Annotated in this window: 16 protein-coding genes; 14 read left to right on the top strand and 2 right to left on the bottom strand. The window is 70.3% G+C overall.

The annotated features are described in order from the left end of the window. Nucleotides 1-37: 37 nt before the first annotated feature. Nucleotides 38-229, bottom strand: a complete 192-nt coding sequence (locus ACTJKO_RS08505) for a hypothetical protein (protein ID WP_440687655.1) — start codon at nucleotides 227-229, stop codon at nucleotides 38-40. Nucleotides 230-322: 93 nt separating this feature from the next. Here ACTJKO_RS08505 and ACTJKO_RS08500 point away from each other — a divergent pair, with 93 nt between their 5' ends. Next, nucleotides 323-1,474 carry an SLC13 family permease gene (locus tag ACTJKO_RS08500; protein ID WP_440687653.1) on the top strand — a complete coding sequence of 384 codons (1,152 nt, stop codon included), beginning with the start codon at nucleotides 323-325 and terminating at the stop codon, nucleotides 1,472-1,474. Here the strand turns inward: ACTJKO_RS08500 and ACTJKO_RS08495 are convergent. Beyond that, entirely contained in the window at nucleotides 1,471-2,442 is a 972-nt protein-coding gene (locus ACTJKO_RS08495; RefSeq protein WP_440687651.1) for a magnesium transporter CorA family protein, read from the bottom strand. The two genes, ACTJKO_RS08500 and ACTJKO_RS08495, sit on opposite strands and share 4 nt — an antisense overlap. Before the next feature lie 173 nt (nucleotides 2,443-2,615). Here ACTJKO_RS08495 and otsA point away from each other — a divergent pair, with 173 nt between their 5' ends. From otsA to ACTJKO_RS08430, 13 genes are all read left to right on the top strand, one after another. Next, nucleotides 2,616-4,208, top strand: coding sequence for an alpha,alpha-trehalose-phosphate synthase (UDP-forming) (gene otsA, locus ACTJKO_RS08490; protein WP_440687649.1), 1,593 nt, complete (start codon nucleotides 2,616-2,618; stop codon nucleotides 4,206-4,208). Continuing rightward, complete coding sequence (gene otsB, locus ACTJKO_RS08485; protein ID WP_440687647.1) at nucleotides 4,201-4,983, top strand: trehalose-phosphatase; 783 nt, start codon at nucleotides 4,201-4,203, stop codon at nucleotides 4,981-4,983. The genes otsA and otsB overlap by 8 nt, the downstream gene beginning before the upstream one ends. 82 nt (nucleotides 4,984-5,065) lie before the next feature. Then, entirely contained in the window at nucleotides 5,066-6,760 is a 1,695-nt protein-coding gene (ilvD, locus tag ACTJKO_RS08480) for a dihydroxy-acid dehydratase (RefSeq protein WP_440687645.1), read from the top strand. Between the two features lie 47 nt (nucleotides 6,761-6,807). Beyond that, complete coding sequence (locus ACTJKO_RS08475) at nucleotides 6,808-8,631, top strand: acetolactate synthase large subunit (RefSeq protein ID WP_440687643.1); 1,824 nt, start codon at nucleotides 6,808-6,810, stop codon at nucleotides 8,629-8,631. Then, nucleotides 8,628-9,128, top strand: a complete 501-nt coding sequence (ilvN, locus tag ACTJKO_RS08470) for an acetolactate synthase small subunit (RefSeq protein WP_440687641.1) — start codon at nucleotides 8,628-8,630, stop codon at nucleotides 9,126-9,128. Before ACTJKO_RS08475 ends, ilvN begins: the two co-directional genes overlap by 4 nt. A gap of 37 nt (nucleotides 9,129-9,165) precedes the next feature. Beyond that, on the top strand, nucleotides 9,166-10,191 hold the full coding sequence (ilvC, locus tag ACTJKO_RS08465; protein ID WP_182516701.1) for a ketol-acid reductoisomerase: 1,026 nt from the start codon (nucleotides 9,166-9,168) through the stop codon (nucleotides 10,189-10,191). A 208-nt stretch (nucleotides 10,192-10,399) separates the two neighbouring features. Next, nucleotides 10,400-11,590 (top strand): mannitol-1-phosphate 5-dehydrogenase, encoded by a 1,191-nt coding sequence (locus ACTJKO_RS08460; RefSeq protein WP_440687639.1) that lies wholly within the window; start codon nucleotides 10,400-10,402, stop codon nucleotides 11,588-11,590. A gap of 74 nt (nucleotides 11,591-11,664) precedes the next feature. Then, on the top strand, nucleotides 11,665-12,105 hold the full coding sequence (locus ACTJKO_RS08455) for a hypothetical protein (protein ID WP_440687637.1): 441 nt from the start codon (nucleotides 11,665-11,667) through the stop codon (nucleotides 12,103-12,105). Beyond that, nucleotides 12,102-12,482: a hypothetical protein gene (locus ACTJKO_RS08450; RefSeq protein WP_440687635.1), complete on the top strand. Its 381-nt coding sequence runs from the start codon at nucleotides 12,102-12,104 to the stop codon at nucleotides 12,480-12,482. The genes ACTJKO_RS08455 and ACTJKO_RS08450 overlap by 4 nt, the downstream gene beginning before the upstream one ends. A gap of 80 nt (nucleotides 12,483-12,562) precedes the next feature. Continuing rightward, on the top strand, nucleotides 12,563-14,152 hold the full coding sequence (serA, locus tag ACTJKO_RS08445) for a phosphoglycerate dehydrogenase (protein ID WP_440687633.1): 1,590 nt from the start codon (nucleotides 12,563-12,565) through the stop codon (nucleotides 14,150-14,152). Between the two features lie 13 nt (nucleotides 14,153-14,165). Then, entirely contained in the window at nucleotides 14,166-15,233 is a 1,068-nt protein-coding gene (locus tag ACTJKO_RS08440) for a 3-isopropylmalate dehydrogenase (RefSeq protein ID WP_440687631.1), read from the top strand. Nucleotides 15,234-15,248: 15 nt separating this feature from the next. Next, entirely contained in the window at nucleotides 15,249-16,358 is a 1,110-nt protein-coding gene (locus ACTJKO_RS08435; protein WP_440687629.1) for a branched-chain amino acid aminotransferase, read from the top strand. A 30-nt stretch (nucleotides 16,359-16,388) separates the two neighbouring features. Then, nucleotides 16,389-17,159, top strand: a complete 771-nt coding sequence (locus ACTJKO_RS08430) for a fumarylacetoacetate hydrolase family protein (RefSeq protein ID WP_440687627.1) — start codon at nucleotides 16,389-16,391, stop codon at nucleotides 17,157-17,159. The last annotated feature ends 333 nt before the right edge of the window (nucleotides 17,160-17,492 follow it).

Raw genomic sequence — 17,492 nt, 5'->3', positions numbered from 1 at the left:
CCGCGCCTCCCGTCCGTCCGCTGGTCGCGTCCGCGACCTACGGCTGCTTCGCCTTCACCGCCCGGTCGTCCTCGACGACCGTGCCGACGGCGACGATCGTCGTCGCGAGCCACGCCACCCACGTCAGCGCCAGGCGCCAGTCGCGCGGGCCCTGCCTGGTGGTCTGCAGCACGCTGTAGCCGCTGATGATCGAACTCCACACCGCACCGCTGAACATGAACTTCCGCACGGGTTCCTCCTGTCGTCGTCCCCGACCACGCTACCGGCCAGTACATTGGAGCGCCGCCGGTGACCCTGCCGGCGCAGTCCCGGAGGAGTCGCCGTGCGTCAGGCCGTGATCGGCGGAGCCCTGCTCGTGGTCGGCGCCGTGTGCGTCGCGCTCGGCCTGCTGCCCCTCGGAGACCTCGCCGAGCTCGCCGACCGGGTCGTCCCGGTCCTGGCGTTCGTGCTCGGGCTGACCGTGGTCGCCGAGCTCGCGGCGGACGCGGGGGTCTTCGACCGCCTGGCGGACCTCGCCGCCCGCGTCGGCGGCGGCCGCACCATCGGCCTCTGGGGTGCCGTCGTCGTGCTGGCCGTGGTGTGCACGGTGTTCCTCTCGATCGACACCACGGCGGTGCTCCTCACGCCGATCGTCATCACGCTCGCCCGGCGGGTCGGGCTGCCGCCGATGCCGTTCGCGCTCACGACCGTCTGGCTTGCGAACACCGCGTCGCTGCTGCTGCCCGTGTCGAACCTGACGAACCTGCTCGCCGTCGACCGCGTCGGGCTGGACGGGCCGATCCCGTTCGCCGGCCTCATGGTGTGGGCGGCGCTCGCCGGGGTGGTGGTGCCGTGTGCGGTGCTGCTCGTCGTCTTCCGTGGGAAGCTCTTCGGCCGCTACACGCCGGTGTCCGTCCGCGCGGCGACCGACCCGGTGTTCTTCTGGTCGGCGTCGGCGGTGCTCGTCGCGCTCGTCATCGCCCTGACTGCCGGGGTGACGGTGTGGATCGCGGCGGTCGCGGCCGCCGTCGTGCTGGTCGTCGTCGCGGCGTTCCGGGCGCCCGGCGAGCTCCGCCCGTCGCGCGTGCCCTGGTCGACGCTCATCTTCGCCGCCGGTCTGTTCGTCGTCGTCGAGACGCTGCACACGACGGGCCTGACCGATCCGATCGTGGACGCGCTGCCCGGCGGCACCGGCACCGGATCGCTCCTCACCCTCGGCGGCGCCGGCGCGGTCGCGGCGAACGCGATCGACAACCTGCCCGCCTACCTGGTGCTCGAACCCGCCGCCGGGCACGAGGCGTTGCGCTACGCGGCGCTCCTGGTGGGTGTGAACGCCGGCTGCCTCATCACGCCGTGGGCGTCGCTCGCGACGCTGCTCTGGCACGCGCGACTGTCGTCCGAAGGCGTGCACCTGTCGTGGGGTCGGTACATGGCCCTCGGTTGCGTGGTCGCGCCGCTCACCGTCGTCGCCGGGGTCCTGGCGCTGCGGCTCTAGAGCCAGTCCTTCTTCTTGAAGACGCCGTAGAGCGACACCGACGAGATCACCACGAGGCCGAGAGCGTAGAACAGCCCGCTCCAGTGGCTCATCCCGGGGAAGCGCACGTTCATGCCGAACGCGCCGGTGATCGCCGTCGGGATCGCGATGATCGCCGCCCAGCTGGTCACCTTCTTCATCACGGTGTTCTGCCGGTTCGACGCGAGGTTCAGGTTGGTGTCGAGGATGCTCGACACCGAGTCACGCAGCTGGTCGACCGAGTCGGCGATCGACACGAGGTGGTCCTCGACGTCGCGGAAGTATGGGCGGATCCCGTCCGCGATCGTCTCGGCGTCCCCGTGCAGGAGCGAGGCGACGCTGTCGCGGGTGGGGACGACCTGTCGTCGGAAGACGCCGAGCGCCTTGCGGAGCCGGAAGGACCGGCGCTGGATCTGCTTCTCACGCGGGGTGCCGTGCTCGAACAGGTCGTCCTCGAGTTCGTCGATCCGACGCTCGATGTCCTCGATCGTGCTCGTGGCGTGGTCGGTCACGGCGTCGAGCAGTCCCCACACGAGCCACGGGACCCCGTGGTCGGCGGTGTCCGAGTTCGCCGCCAGGCGTCGTTCCACCGTCCCCGTGTCGACGTCCGCGCCGTGGATCGTGACGAGAGCGCGCTCGGTCACGAACGCCTTCACCTCGTGCGTGACGAGGTCGCCGGCGTCGTCGAGGCCACCGACGTCGTAGACGACCAGGAACAGGCTGTCGCGGTACCGGTCGAGCTTCGGGCGCTGTCCCCGCTCCACCGCGTCCTCGACGGCGAGCGCGTGGATGCCGAGCTCCTCCTCGACGTGCTGCAGGTCGGACGGCTGCGGGTCGGTGTAGTCCACCCACACGAACGTGTCCGGCTCCGCGATCAGATCGGAGACCCGGTCGACCGGGAAGTCCCGTTCCGCCGCGTCGCCGTTCCGCCACGCTCGTGTCTTGACCATGCCGACGAGCCTAGTGAGCGGGCCGGTGCCGAGGACCCAGGAGCGGTCCGTGCCAGACCCGCCCGTCCGGCGTCCGCTACCCACCGATCCGCCGTGAGTCCGCCGTGTCCTCGCTGGTACCGTACGGCTGGACCCGGTGCTCGAACCGGGCGGAACGGAGACCCCAGCACCCCATGGCCGCACCCCGAACCGAACAGACCCGGTACTCCTTCGTCGTCGCCTCCAACCGCCTGCCGGTCGACCGGGTCGTCGACGAGGACGGCAACGAGGGCTGGCGGCACTCGCCGGGCGGCCTGGTCACCGCACTTGAGCCGGTCATGCGGGCCAACGACGGAGCCTGGGTCGGGTGGGTCGGCCAGCCCGAGGTCGAGGTCGACCCCTTCGACAACGACGGCATCCACATCGTGCCCGTCCCGCTCAGCGACGCCGACGTCGAGGAGTACTACGAGGGCTTCAGCAACGACACGCTCTGGCCGCTGTACCACGACGTCATCGAGCACCCGAGCTACCACCGCGACTGGTGGAACGCGTACAAGCGCGTCAACGAGCGGTTCGCCGACCAGATCGTCGAGATCGTCGAGCAGGACGGCATCGTCTGGGTGCAGGACTACCAGCTGCAGCTCCTCCCGGCGCTGCTGCGGGAACGCCGTCCGGACCTGACGATCGGCTTCTTCAACCACATCCCGTTCCCGCCGGTCGGCATCTACGCCCAGCTGCCCTGGCGTGCGCAGATCCTCGACGGCCTGCTCGGCGCGGACGTCATCGGGTTCCAGCGCCACGACGACGCGAGCGACTTCCTCCGCGCGGTCCGGCACATCAAGGGCTACACGACGAAGGGCTCGACGATCGACGTCCCCGTCGACGACCCGGCCGCGCCCCGCAGCCGCAAGGGCATCACCGTCCGCCACGTCGAGGCGCGCCACTTCCCGATCTCGATCGACGCCGAGAGCTTCGAGGCCATCGCGCACCGCCCGGAGGTGCAGGAGCGTGCGCGTGAGATCCGCGAGAGCCTCGGCAACCCGAAGACCGTGCTGCTCGGCGTGGACCGGCTCGACTACACGAAGGGCATCCGGCACCGCATCAAGGCCTTCGGCGAGCTCGTCGAGGACGGCCGCGTCGCGGTCGAGGACGCCACCCTCGTGCAGGTCGCCAGCCCGAGCCGGGAGCGCGTCGACACCTACGCGGCGCTCCGCGACGAGATCGAGCTGACGGTCGGTCGGATCAACGGCGACCTCGGCGTCATCGGGCACCAGCCGATCGCGTACCTGCACCACGGGTACCCGCGCGAGGAGATGGTCGCGCTCTACCTCGCCGCCGACATCATGCTCGTCACGGCGCTCCGCGACGGCATGAACCTCGTCGCGAAGGAGTACGTCGCGGCCCGGTTCGACAACGACGGGGTGCTCATCCTGTCCGAGTTCGCCGGTGCCGCCGACGAGCTGAAGCAGGCCGTGATCGTGAACCCGCACGACATCGGTGCGCTGAAGGACTCCATCCAGCGCGCGATCGAGATGCCGCGTCGCGAGCGGTCGACGCGGATGCGCGCCCTCCGCAAGCGGGTGCGCGACAACGACGTGGCCCGCTGGTCGCATTCGTTCCTCGAGGCCCTCGACCGCCACGCGCCGCGCCGCGCGAAGCTCGACCCGTCCGCCGCCGACCCGGGTGACGAGCACGTCGAGGAACTCCAGAACACGACGTCCATCTTCGACGAGGACGCGCAGACCGCGCGGGCCGCCGAGGACACCCGGGAGGCACGTGATGCCTGACCAGGTCACCGACGCGTCCGTCCTCGGCGCGGCCCTCGAGACGCTCGCGGCGGCGCCGCGACTGCTCGTCGCCCTCGACTTCGACGGCACGCTCGCGCCGTTCGCCGACGATCCGGCGGAGGTGGGTGCGCTGCCCGGCTCCTGGGCGGCGGTGCTCACCCTGCAGCGCGCACGGGACACCGAGGTCGTGCTCGTGTCCGGCCGTCCGCTCGACAGCCTCGCCGCGGTGACGCACGCCCCGGCCGAGATGGCCCTCGTCGGCTCGCACGGCGTCGAGTGGCGGGTCGACGGCCACGACGAGGACGCCCTGACCGCCGACGAGCAGGAACGGGTCGCCCGGATCGGTGCGGCGCTCGACGAGGTCGGTGCGCGGTTCCCGGGCGTCGTCATCGAGCACAAGCCCGCCGGTCACGGGGTGCACACCCGCCGGGTCGGTCCCGAGGTCGCCGCCGAGGCGAACGCCGCGGCCAGCGCGGCCGCCCACGACGCGGACCCGGACGTGCTCGAGCGTGGCGGCAAGGACATCCTCGAGTTCGCCGTCCGGCACGTGACGAAGGGCGATGCGATCACGCGCCTGCGTGACCTGCACGGCGCGGACGCGGTGTTCTTCGCCGGGGACGACGTCACCGACGAGGACGCCTTCCGGGTGCTCCGCGACGGCGACGTGGGCGTGAAGGTGGGGGAGGGCGAGACCCTCGCGGGCCACCGCGTGGCCGATCCCGCGGCCCTCACCGACGTCCTGAAGCAGCTCGCGCGCCTGCGTGCGACGCGCTGACGGAGGCGATCCGCGCCTCCCGTCAGCATGCGGACGCATGTTGTTGTCCGGTTGGTATCCCAGTTGCGCCTAGACTCGCTCCATGCCTGACATCGACGTGAAGCCCCGCAGCCGGGTCGTCACCGACGGGATCGAAGCGACCACCTCGCGTGGGATGCTCCGGGCCGTCGGCATGGGCGACGAGGACTGGGAGAAGCCGCAGATCGGGATCGCGTCCTCCTGGAACGAGATCACCCCCTGCAACCTCTCCCTCGACCGCCTCGCGCAGGGCGCCAAGGAGGGCGTCCACGCCGGGGGTGGGTACCCGCTCCAGTTCGGCACCATCTCCGTCTCCGACGGCATCTCGATGGGCCACGAGGGGATGCACTTCTCCCTCGTCTCGCGCGAGGTCATCGCCGACAGCGTCGAGACCGTCGTGAACGCCGAGCGTCTGGACGGCACCGTGCTGCTCGCCGGCTGCGACAAGTCCCTGCCCGGCATGCTCATGGCCGCCGCGCGCCTCGACCTCGCGAGCGTCTTCCTCTACGCCGGATCGGTCATGCCGGGCTACGTGAAGCAGGCCGACGGCTCCTTCAAGGAGGTCACGATCATCGACTCCTTCGAGGGCGTCGGTGCGTGCAAGGCCGGCACGATGACCGAGGCCGAGCTCAAGGAGATCGAGTGTGCGATCGTCCCGGGCGAGGGCGCCTGTGGCGGGATGTACACGGCGAACACGATGGCCAGCGTCGCCGAGGCGCTCGGCATGTCCCTGCCGGGATCGGCCGCGCCGCCGAGCGCCGACCGGCGCCGCGACTACTACGCGCACCGCTCGGGCGAGGCCGTCGTGAACATGCTGCGCAAGGGCATCACCGCCCGCCAGATCCTCACGAAGGAGGCGTTCGAGAACGCCATCGCCGTCGCCATGGCGCTGGGAGGCTCGACGAACGTCGTCCTGCACCTCCTCGCGATCGCGCACGAGGCCGAGGTCGAGCTCTCCCTCGACGACTTCAACCGCATCGGCTCGAAGGTCCCGCACATCGCCGACATGAAGCCGTTCGGCAAGTACGTGATGAACGACGTCGACAAGAACGGCGGCATCCCCGTCGTCATGAAGGCGCTGCTCGACGCCGGCCTCCTGCACGGTGACGTGATGACCGTCACGGGCAAGACCATGGCCGAGAACCTCGCGGAGATCGACCCGCCGGCGCTCGACGGCAAGGTGTTCCGTCCGCTCGACGAGCCGATCCACGCGACCGGCGGACTGACGATCCTCAAGGGTTCGTTCGCGCCCGAGGGTGCCGTCGTGAAGACCGCCGGGTTCGACGCCGCGGTGTTCGAGGGCCCCGCACGCGTGTTCGACCGCGAGCGCGCCGCCATGGACGCCCTGACCGAGGGGTGGATCCAGAAGGGCGACGTGGTGGTCATCCGCTACGAGGGTCCGAAGGGCGGCCCCGGCATGCGCGAGATGCTCGCCATCACCGCGGCCATCAAGGGCGCGGGCCTCGGCAAGGATGTACTACTGTTGACGGACGGACGATTCTCAGGCGGCACAACCGGCCTGTGCATCGGCCACATCGCACCGGAAGCGGTGGACGCAGGTCCAGTCGCATTCGTGCGCGATGGCGACCGCATCCGTGTCGACATCGCGGCTCGCTCGCTCGACCTACTGGTCGACGACGCCGAGCTGGAGGCCCGCCGCGAAGGCTGGGCCCCGCTGCCCCCGCGTTACACCCGCGGAGTCCTCGCGAAGTTCGCGAAGCTCGTCCAGTCCGCTGCCAAGGGCGCGGTCACGGGCTAGCGTCGACACGCCGCACCATCGCCATCTCTCCAGGCAAGGAACACCTCATGCCCACGGAAGCCACTCCGCTGTCCGCGGCCGCCGGTGCACGCCGGACGCCGGAGGTCCTGACCGGCTCGGGAGCCGTCCTGCGGACGCTCGAGCACCTCGGGATCACCGACGTCTTCGGCCTGCCGGGCGGCGCCATCATCCCGTTCTACGACGAGCTCATGGCGTCCACGACGATCCGCCACGTCCTCGTCCGTCACGAGCAGGGCGCCGGTCACGCCGCTGAGGGCTACGCCTCGGCGTCGGGCAAGGTCGGGGTCGCCATCGCGACGTCCGGTCCGGGCGCGACGAACCTCGTCACGGCGATCGCCGACGCCTACATGGACTCGGTGCCCTTCATCGCGATCACCGGGCAGGTGTTCTCGACCCTGATGGGGACGGACGCCTTCCAGGAAGCCGACATCGTCGGCATCACGATGCCGATCACGAAGCACTCCTTCCTCGTGACGCGACCTGAGGACATCCCCGGGACCCTCGCGGCCGCGTACCAGATCGCGACCACCGGGCGTCCGGGTCCGGTCCTCGTCGACATCACCAAGGACGCGCAGCAGATGTCGGCGCCCTACGTGTGGCCGCCGAAGGTCGACCTGCCCGGCTACCGGCCGGTGACGAAGGCGCACGGCAAGCAGATCGCCGCCGCGGCGCAGCTGCTCGCCGAGTCGCAGCGTCCGGTGCTCTACGTCGGCGGAGGTGTGGTCCGCGCCGGGGCGACCGCCGAACTGCTGCGCTTCGCCGAGGCCACCGGTGCTCCGGTCGTCACCACGCTCATGGCCCGCGGTGCCTTCCCGGACTCCCACCCGCAGCACCTCGGCATGCCCGGCATGCACGGCACGGTGCCGGCGGTGCTCGGTCTGCAGGACAGCGACCTCATCATCGCCCTCGGCGCCCGGTTCGACGACCGGGTCACCGGCAAGGCGGACGAGTTCGCTCCCGGTGCCAAGGTCGTGCACGTCGACATCGACCCCGCCGAGATCTCGAAGATCCGGTTCGCCGACGTCCCGATCGTGGGCGACGCGCGCGAGGTGCTGACCGACCTGCTCGAGGCCTGGAACGGCGTACCCGCCGACGAGCGCGCCTCGACGGCGGACTGGTGGGTGAAGCTCGAGCAGCTCCGCGCGGACTTCCCACTCGGCTTCGCGGAGCCGACCGACGGGCTGCTCGCGCCGCAGGCGATCATCCGCCGCATCGGTGAGCTGACCGGGCCCGAGGCGATCTACGCCTCCGGGGTCGGCCAGCACCAGATGTGGTCCGCGCAGTTCATCAAGTACGAGCGCCCGCACGCCTGGCTCAACTCCGGCGGTGCCGGCACGATGGGCTACTCGGTGCCCGCCGCGATGGGAGCCAAGGTCGCGGAGCCCGACCGCGTGGTCTGGGCGATCGACGGCGACGGCTGCTTCCAGATGACGAACCAGGAACTCGCGACCTGCGTCATCAACGACATCCCGATCAAGGTCGCGATCATCAACAACTCGTCGCTCGGCATGGTGCGGCAGTGGCAGACCCTGTTCTACGACGGACGCCACTCGTTCACCGACCTCGAGACCGGTCACCAGTCGCGGCGCGTCCCGGACTTCGTGAAGCTCGCCGATGCGTACGGTGCCCTCGGCATCCGCGTCGAGAAGCCGGAGGAGGTCGACGCCGCGATCCAGCTCGCCCTCGAGACGAACGACCGCCCCGTGGTGATCGACTTCGTCGTCAGCCGTGACTCGATGGTCTGGCCGATGGTCCCGCAGGGCGTCGGCAACTCCTCGATCGAGTACGCCCGCGACCACGCGCCCAGCTGGGACGTCGAGGACGCCGACCTGACGGGAGACCCCGCATGAGCCACGTCCTCTCCCTCCTCGTCGAGGACAAGCCGGGTCTGCTGACGCGCGTCGCCGGCCTGTTCGCCCGGCGCGGCTTCAACATCGAGTCCCTCGCGGTGGGCAACACCGAGGTCGAGGGCCTCAGCCGGATCACCGTCGTGGTGGACGTCGAGGACCTCCCGCTCGAGCAGGTGACCAAGCAGCTCAACAAGCTCGTCAACGTCATCAAGATCGTGGAGCTCGACTTCTCGCAGTCCGTGCAGCGCGAGCACATGCTCGTGAAGGTCCGCGTCGACAACCAGACCCGCTCCGCCGTGCTCGAGGCGGTCAGCCTGTTCCGCGCGCAGGTCGTCGACGTCGCCACGGACTCGCTCATCGTCGAGGTGACCGGCGACCCCGGCAAGATCCAGGCGATCCTCCGCGTGCTCGAGCCCTACGGCATCAAGGAACTCGCCCGCGCGGGCCTGCTCGGCATGGGCCGCGGACCGAAGAGCATCACCGACCGGGTGCGCTGAGCACCCCCACCGACCACAACCAAGGAGATCACGCACCGTGACTGACATCGTGTACGACGCCGACGCCGACCTGACGCTCATCCAGGGCAAGAAGGTCGCCGTCATCGGGTACGGCTCGCAGGGCCACGCCCACGCCCTCAACCTCCGCGACTCGGGCGTCGAGGTCAAGATCGGCCTCCAGGAGGGCTCGAAGAGCCGTCAGAAGGCGGAAGAGGCGGGCTTCGAGGTCCTCACCCCGGCCGACGCCACGGCCTGGGCGGACGTCGTCGTCATCCTCGCGCCGGACCAGGTCCAGCGCATCGTCTACGCCGAGGACATCAAGCCGAACCTCAAGCCGGGTGCCACGCTCGTCTTCGGTCACGGCTTCAACATCCGCTACGGCTACATCGAGGCTCCCGAGGGCGTCGACGTGTCGCTCGTCGCGCCGAAGGGCCCGGGCCACACCGTCCGTCGTGAGTACGAGGCCGGCCGTGGCGTCCCCGTGATCGTCGCCGTCGAGGTCGACGCGTCGGGTTCCGCCTGGGACCTCGCCTGGTCGTACTCCAAGGCCATCGGCGGCCTGCGCTCCGGCGGCATCAAGACGACGTTCACCGAGGAGACCGAGACCGACCTCTTCGGCGAGCAGGCCGTGCTCTGCGGTGGCACCTCGCAGCTGATCCAGTACGGCTTCGAGACCCTCGTCGAAGCGGGCTACCAGCCGCAGATCGCCTACTTCGAGGTCCTGCACGAGCTGAAGCTGATCGTCGACCTCATCTGGGAGGGCGGCCTCACGAAGCAGCGCTGGTCGATCTCCGACACGGCCGAGTTCGGTGACTACGTCTCCGGCCCCCGCGTGATCTCGCCCGAGGTCAAGGAGAACATGAAGGCGGTCCTCGCGGACATCCAGGACGGCACCTTCGCGAAGCGCTTCATCGAGGACCAGGACGCCGGCGCTCCGGAGTTCAAGGCACTGCGCGCCAAGGGCGAGGGCCACCCGATCGAGGCCACCGGCCGCGAGCTCCGCGCGCTCTTCGCCTGGAAGTCGAACGACGCCGACTACGTGGACGGTTCCGCCGCGCGGTAGTCTTCCGACACCACTCGACGACGAGGCGGCGGTGCACCCGCACCGCCGCCTCGCGATGTGATCCGAACGTTATGCAGCAACAGATCCTCACCCCAGCCGCCGCAGACCGGCGTCTCCGTGGCGCGCGCACGGTCGTTCCACGACAGACGTCGTCCGCTCCGGCCCTGCCTGGTCGAGGCACCCCCGATCGGCATGGGAGGATCGTCGGATGGCGGTGACGAAGCGAGCGGTCCACATCGGCGCCGGCAAGATCGGGCGCGGGTTCGTCGGACAGTTCCTGGTCGCGAGCGGCTACGAGCTCACCTTCGTGGACGTCGACGACCGCGTCGTCTCGGCCCTCAACGAGGCCGGCCGGTTCGTGGTGCACGAGGTCGGCGAGATGCCGGTCGAACACCTCGTGTACGGGTTCCGTGCGCTGAGCAGCAAGACCGACCGCGAGCAGGTGGTCCAGGCCATCGCGGACGCCGACGTCGTCACGACGGCGGTCGGGGCCCGGACCCTCCCGCTGGTCGCCCCCGTGATCGCCGAGGGACTCGCGGCGCGTCCGCTCGAGCGCGGTGACGTCACGATCGTCGCGTGCGAGAACGCGTTCAACGCGACGGACTCGCTGCACGCCAGCATCCGACGCGCCCCGATCCTCGAGGACCGCGACATCGCCGCCGTGTTCGCGAACTGCGCCATCGACCGCATCGTGCCCGACCAGTCCGGCGTGCTCGGTCAGTCCGGCGGGCTCGACGTCGTCCTCGAACCCTTCTACGAGTGGGTGATCGAGCGCACGCCGTTCGCCGGTTCGGACACCGAGCCGCCGGCGATCGACGGCGTCACGTGGGTCGACGACCTCCAGCCGTTCGTCGAACGGAAGCTCTACACGGTGAACACGGCCCACGCGACGGCCGCCTACCACGGCTACGTCCGGGGCATCCGCCTCATCCGCGAAGCCCTCGAGGACCACGACGTGCGCGCCGAGGTCGACGGGGTACTCGCCGAGACGACCGCCCTCCTCATCGCCAAGCACGGGTTCGACCCCGAGGAACACGCGCGGTACGTCGCCGCGAACCTCGCCCGGATCGCGAACCCGCACCTCCCGGACACGACGGTGCGCGTCGGGCGGAACCCGCTCCGGAAGCTCGGACGCCGGGAGCGCTTCGTCGGACCGGCGTCGCAGCTCGCCGAGCGCGGGCTGCCGGTCGACCACCTGCTCGGCGCGGTCCGTGCGGCGCTCGACTTCGACGACGAGAACGACCCCGAGTCGATCGAGCTGCACGCACTGCTGCGGTCGGGGGCCACGGCGCACGCGCTCACCGAGATCCTCACGGGTCTGATGGAGAGCCACCCGCTGTTCCCCGCGGTGCGCGAGGTCGTCGCCGAGGTCCTCGAGACGCAACCCGCCGACGTCTGACCGGACACCCCCGCGTCCCCCGTCACAGCGGACGCATGGTCTCGTCGACGCCCGGTCCCTCGTAGAATCGAGGCATGACCACGGCAGCTTCCCCGCCCGACGGCTCGGTCGACCACGACGACGAAGCCCTCAGCTGGGGCGACGCCGACGACGCCACCCACGTCGACGCGGCGCACAACCCGGTGGTCGTCAAGGACCGCGGCGACCGCGACCCGGACGCGCCCGAGACCTCCGGCGCCCTCATCGGCTTCGGTGTCTTCGGTGGCCTGTACCTGCTGTACACGGTGGCGTGGCTGCTGACCGCGTCGACGTCGTACGTGTCGAACGTCGACACCGTCCTCACCGTGTTCGTCGAGGTGCTGCGCTTCCTGTCGATCGTCGCGCCGGCGCTCTGGTTCACCGTCGTGCTCTGGGCCGGCCGGGGCCGTCGCACCCGCACCCGGCTGCTCTGGATGCTGCTCGGCGCCGCCGTCCTCTTCCCGTGGCCGTTCCTCATGACCCGGAGCTTCGGGTGACCGCCGCGACCCCGACCGTCCGTCGCACCGCGGGCACGCTCGTCGGCCGTGTGGTGGTGTGGGTCGTCTTCGGCGCGCTCTTCGCCTACATGACGGTCCAGAGCGTCGGCAACCTCGTGACGGTGTCGCAGTCCGTCCGGGCGTTCAACGAGTTCCTCGGGACGACGTCGGGCGGCGGTTCGCTGGCACGGAGCACGCCGTGGGTGTGGCTCGTGCTCGACATCGCCATCGCGCCGGTCGCGTTCGCCGTCGCCCTGTGGGTCACCCGCCGGGCCCGGCTCTCCGTCACGGTCGGCGTGTTCGTGCTCGCCTTCGCCGCGGCGGGGGCGCTCTGGCTCGACCTGCAGCTCTTCGTGCCGCGACTGCTCGACTTCTGACCGGGCCCGCGGTCGTAACCACTCCTCGGCGTCGATACGATGGTGGGATACCGCCCGTCTCGTGTGAGGAAACTGCAGCTGTGCCGAAGCCGGTCGTCCTGATCGCCGAAGAACTCTCGCCCGCCACAGTCGACGCCCTCGGGCCCGACTTCGAGATCCGGAACGTGGACGGTACCGACCGCCCCGCACTCCTGGCCTCCCTCGCCGACGCGCACGCCATCCTGGTGCGCTCCGCCACCAAGGTCGACGCCGAGGCGATCGCCGCGGCCCCGAACCTCAAGGTCGTCGCCCGCGCCGGAGTCGGCCTGGACAACGTCGACATCAAGGCGGCGACCACCGCCGGTGTGATGGTCGTGAACGCGCCGACGTCGAACATCATCTCGGCCGCCGAGCTCACGGTCGGGCACATCCTGTCGCTCGCGCGGCACATCCCGGCCGCGCACGCGTCGCTCGCCGCCGGCGCCTGGAAGCGGTCCGCGTACACCGGTGTCGAGCTCTACGAGAAGACCGTCGGCATCATCGGCCTGGGCCGGATCGGCGCGCTCATCACCCAGCGCCTGCAGGCGTTCGGCGTCCAGGTGATCGCGTACGACCCGTACGTCACCACCGCTCGGGCCCAGCAGCTCGGGGTCGAGCTCGTCTCCCTAGAGGACCTCCTCAAGCGCTCCGACTTCATCACCATCCACATGCCGAAGACGCAGGAGACGGTCGGCATGATCTCGGACGACCAGTTCGCGCTCATGAAGCCGACCGCGTTCGTCGTGAACGTCGCCCGCGGCGGCCTGATCGACGAGGACGCGCTGCACCGCGCGCTCACCTCGAACACGATCGCCGGTGCCGGCCTCGACGTCTTCGTGTCGGAGCCGCCGAAGGACTCGCCGCTCGTCTCGCTCCCGAACGTCGTCGTGACGCCGCACCTCGGTGCCTCGACGGACGAAGCGCAGGAGAAGGCGGGCGTCTCCGTCGCGAAGTCCGTCCGGCTCGCGCTCGGCGGCGAGCTCGTCCCCGACGCGGTGAACGTCGCCGGCGGCGTCATCGACCCCTACGTGCGTCCGGGCATCCCGCTGGTCGAGAAGCTCGGCCAGGTCTTCACCGGCCTCGCGACCTCGCCGGTCACCAGCATCGACGTCGAGGTGCACGGGGAGCTCGCCGAGTACGACGTCAGCGTGCTCAAGCTCGCCGCGCTGAAGGGCGTCTTCACCGACGTCGTCAGCGACCAGGTCTCCTACGTCAACGCGCCGCTCATCGCCGAGCAGCGGGGTGTGACCGTGCGGCTCATCACGGACTCCGACAGCTCCGAGTACCGCAACGTGCTCACGATCCGCGGCGCCCAGTCCGACGGGCCGGCGATCAGTGTGTCGGGCACCCTCACCGGCCCGAAGCAGATCGCGAAGCTGGTCGAGATCAACGGGCACGACGTCGAGGTCGCCCTCGCGGAGCACCACGTCGTCATGGTCTACACGGACCGTCCGGGCATCGTCGCCGTCTACGGCAAGGAGTTCGGCGACGCCGGGATCAACATCGCCGCCATGCAGATCTCGCGTGAGGCCGCCGGTGGCCAGGCGCTGAGCGTGCTCACCGTCGACTCGCCGGTGCCGGCCGAGATCCTCGAGCACGTGCGGTCCACGATCGACGCGGCGTCGCTCCGCGAGATCGACATCACGCTGTAGGGGAGTGGCGGACATGACGGAGACACTCAAGCTCGCGGTCATCCGCGGCGACGGCATCGGACCCGAGGTCGTCGACGAAGCGCTCAAGGTGCTGCACGCGGTCCTGCCGGACGACCTCGTCGTCGAGGAGACCCCGTTCTCCCTCGGTGCCGCGCGGTTCCTCGAGACCGGTGACATCCTCACCGAGGACGACATGTCCGCCATCGCCACGCACGACGCGATCCTGCTCGGCGCGGTCGGTGGGGACCCCCGCGACCCCCGGCTCGCCGGCGGCATCATCGAGCGCGGCCTGCTCCTCAAGCTGCGGTTCGCGTTCGACCACTACGTCAACCTCCGCCCGACGAAGGTGTACGACGCGGTGGCGACGCCGCTCGCCGATCCTGGTGCCGTCGACTTCGTCGTCGTGCGCGAGGGGACCGAGGGTCCCTACGTCGGCAACGGCGGCGCCATCCGCACCGGCACCCCGCAGGAGATCGCGACCGAGGTCTCGCTCAACACCGCCTTCGGCGTCGAACGGGTCGTCTGGTACGCGTTCGAGCTGGCGGACCGCCGCGCACGCAAGCACCTCACGCTCGTGCACAAGAGCAACGTGCTCGTGCACGCCGGGGCGCTGTGGCAGCGCACCGTCGCGGCCGTCGGCCAGGAGTTCCCGGACGTCACCGTGGACTACCAGCACGTCGACGCCGTGACGATCCACATGGTGAAGGAACCTGCTAGGTTCGACGTCATCGTCACCGACAACCTCTTCGGCGACATCATCACCGACCTGGCCGGCGCGATCAGCGGCGGCATCGGTCTGGCGGCCTCGGGCAACATCAACCCGGACGGCACCTTCCCCAGCATGTTCGAGCCGGTCCACGGCTCCGCGCCGGACATCGCGGGTCAGCAGAAGGCCGATCCCACGGCCGCCATCCTGTCCGTCGCGCTGCTGCTCGACCACATCGGTCGCAGCGATCTCGCGTCGGCGGTCACGCGGGCGGTGGAGGCCGATCTCGCTGACCGGGGCACCACGCAGCGTCGCACGGCCGAGATCGGCGACGCCATCGCCGCCGCGGCCACGGCACGCACCACCACCGCCTGACAGGAGTCTCCCCAGATGAGCACCGACACCGCCTTCGGACTCGAGTTCGCCACCATCCCCTCGCCGGAGCGTCGCGCTGCGGCCGAGCGCGAGGAGATCCTCGCCGACCCCGGGTTCGGCAAGCACTTCACGGACCACATGGTCACCGTCCGGTGGAGCCTCGACGCCGGGTGGCACGACGCGTCCGTCCACCCGTACGGGCCGTTGACGCTCGACCCGAGCGCCAGCGTGCTGCACTACGCGCAGGAGATCTTCGAGGGGCTCAAGGCGTACCGGCACGCGGACGGCTCGGTCTGGAGCTTCCGGCCCGACGCGAACGGACGGCGCTTCCAGCGGTCCGCGCGGCGCCTTGCGCTGCCCGAGCTGCCGGTCGAGACCTTCGTCGAGTCGATCCGCCAGCTCGTGCAGACCGACGTCGACTGGGTGCCCGCCGCTCCGGAGACGAGCCTGTACCTCCGACCCTTCATGATCGCGACGGAGTCGTTCCTCGGCGTCCGTGCCGCGCAGGAGGTCGCGTACCACTGCATCGCGAGCCCGGCCGGTGCGTACTTCACCTCCGGGCCGAAGCCGGTCTCCATCTGGCTGTCCACGGACTACGCCCGCGCAGGCAAGGGCGGGACCGGGGCGGCGAAGACGGGCGGCAACTACGCCTCGTCCCTCCTGCCGCAGCAGGAGGCGTACGAGCACGGCTGCCAGCAGGTCATGTTCCTCGACTCGGTCGAGGGGAAGTACCTCGAGGAGCTCGGCGGCATGAACGTGGTGCTCGTCAAGTCCGACGGCACCCTCGTCACGCCGGACTCGGACTCCATCCTCGAGGGCATCACGCGGGACTCCATCCTGCAGCTCGCGGAGGACCGCGGCCTCGGTGTGGAACGGCGCCGGGTGACGATGGACGAGTGGCGCGACGGCGTGGCGGACGGCTCGATCACCGAGGCGTTCGCGTGCGGGACCGCGGCGGTGGTCACCCCGATCGCCGAACTCCGCGGCGAGGGGTTCACCATCGGGTCACCGACCGTCGGCGCCGGGGAACTCACGATGTCCCTCCGCGACGAGCTCACCGACATCCAGTACGGACGTCGTCCCGACCCGCACGGGTGGATGACGCGCCTGACCGATCCGCGCTGAGCTCCAACCCCACGTCGGTAGGCTCCAACGGTGAAGATCGCACGGTTCAGCAGCAAGGGCGAAGACCCCCGGTACGGCATCCTCGACGAGCGCGACCTGGTCGTGCTGGCGGGTGACCCGATGTACCAGGGGTTCGAGACCACGGGGGAGCGGGTCCCGCTCGCCGACGCCAAACTCCTGGCCCCGGTGATCCCGCGGTCCAAGGTCATCGGTGTCGGGCTCAACTACGCCGAGCACGCCTCCGAGATGGACGAGCGCGCGGGTGACGACCCGGTGGTGTTCCTCAAGCCGAACACCTCGGTCATCGGTCCGGAGGACCCGATCCGGCTCCCCGCCGGCGTCGGACGCGTCGACCACGAGGGCGAGCTCGCGATCGTGATCGGGTCCCTCGCGAAGAACGTCACGCGTGAGGACTTCGCGAGCGTCATCCTCGGTTACACGATCGCGAACGACGTCACGGCCCGCGACCTCCAGGCGCGGGACGGTCAGTGGACCCGGTCCAAGGGGTTCGACACGTTCTGTCCGCTGGGGCCGGCGATCGAGACCGAGATCGACCCGTCGGACATCCGCATCGAGACCCGCGTGGACGGCGATCTCCGGCAGGTCGGCTCCACGAGCGAGATGATCCACGACATCCCGTCGCTGATCGAGTTCGTGTCGTCGATCTGGACGCTGCTCCCCGGGGACGTCATCCTCACCGGCACCCCCGCCGGCGTCGGCGAGATCCGCGACGGCGAGGTCGTCGAGGTGACGATCGAGGGCATCGGCAGCCTGAAGAACCCGGTCATCGCGCGCCACTGACCCGGTCAACCGAACGGCCTGCTCCCCACCGTGGGGGCGGGCCGTTCCGCGTCCCGGGGGCCCGGCCAGGTTGCGACACGCCCGGGGTGCACGACAGTTGGCGGGCCCCCCGGGGCGTGTGTAGAGTAATCACTCGTTGCCGCTGAGGCGGAGAACGGAACGGCCGAGACGGTCACCAGGGCGAAGCCCCGGGGATGCAGTCCGGACGGGGTCCCGCTCAGGCAACGAATCCCGATGAAGTCCCACTCGCTGAGTGGCGCGTCGGGGTGAGACGAAATGCCTCTCTGGCGAAGATCGTGCGAACGGTCGGAGTGGGGAGTGCGTCTGGTCCTT

It is taken from the genome of Curtobacterium sp. 22159, from assembly GCF_052045775.1.
GTDB lineage: Bacteria > Actinomycetota > Actinomycetes > Actinomycetales > Microbacteriaceae > Curtobacterium.
This window is presented reverse-complemented; position numbering and strand designations above follow the sequence as displayed.

Coding starts and splice junctions, on each gene's coding strand:
- ACTJKO_RS08495 (WP_440687651.1), bottom strand. CDS start 2,442: ATGGTCAAGACACGAGCGTGGCGGAACGGCGACGCGGCGGAACGGGAC.
- otsA (WP_440687649.1), top strand. CDS start 2,616: ATGGCCGCACCCCGAACCGAACAGACCCGGTACTCCTTCGTCGTCGCC.
- otsB (WP_440687647.1), top strand. CDS start 4,201: ATGCCTGACCAGGTCACCGACGCGTCCGTCCTCGGCGCGGCCCTCGAG.
- ilvD (WP_440687645.1), top strand. CDS start 5,066: ATGCCTGACATCGACGTGAAGCCCCGCAGCCGGGTCGTCACCGACGGG.
- ACTJKO_RS08475 (WP_440687643.1), top strand. CDS start 6,808: ATGCCCACGGAAGCCACTCCGCTGTCCGCGGCCGCCGGTGCACGCCGG.
- ilvN (WP_440687641.1), top strand. CDS start 8,628: ATGAGCCACGTCCTCTCCCTCCTCGTCGAGGACAAGCCGGGTCTGCTG.
- ACTJKO_RS08460 (WP_440687639.1), top strand. CDS start 10,400: ATGGCGGTGACGAAGCGAGCGGTCCACATCGGCGCCGGCAAGATCGGG.
- ACTJKO_RS08455 (WP_440687637.1), top strand. CDS start 11,665: ATGACCACGGCAGCTTCCCCGCCCGACGGCTCGGTCGACCACGACGAC.
- ACTJKO_RS08440 (WP_440687631.1), top strand. CDS start 14,166: ATGACGGAGACACTCAAGCTCGCGGTCATCCGCGGCGACGGCATCGGA.
- ACTJKO_RS08435 (WP_440687629.1), top strand. CDS start 15,249: ATGAGCACCGACACCGCCTTCGGACTCGAGTTCGCCACCATCCCCTCG.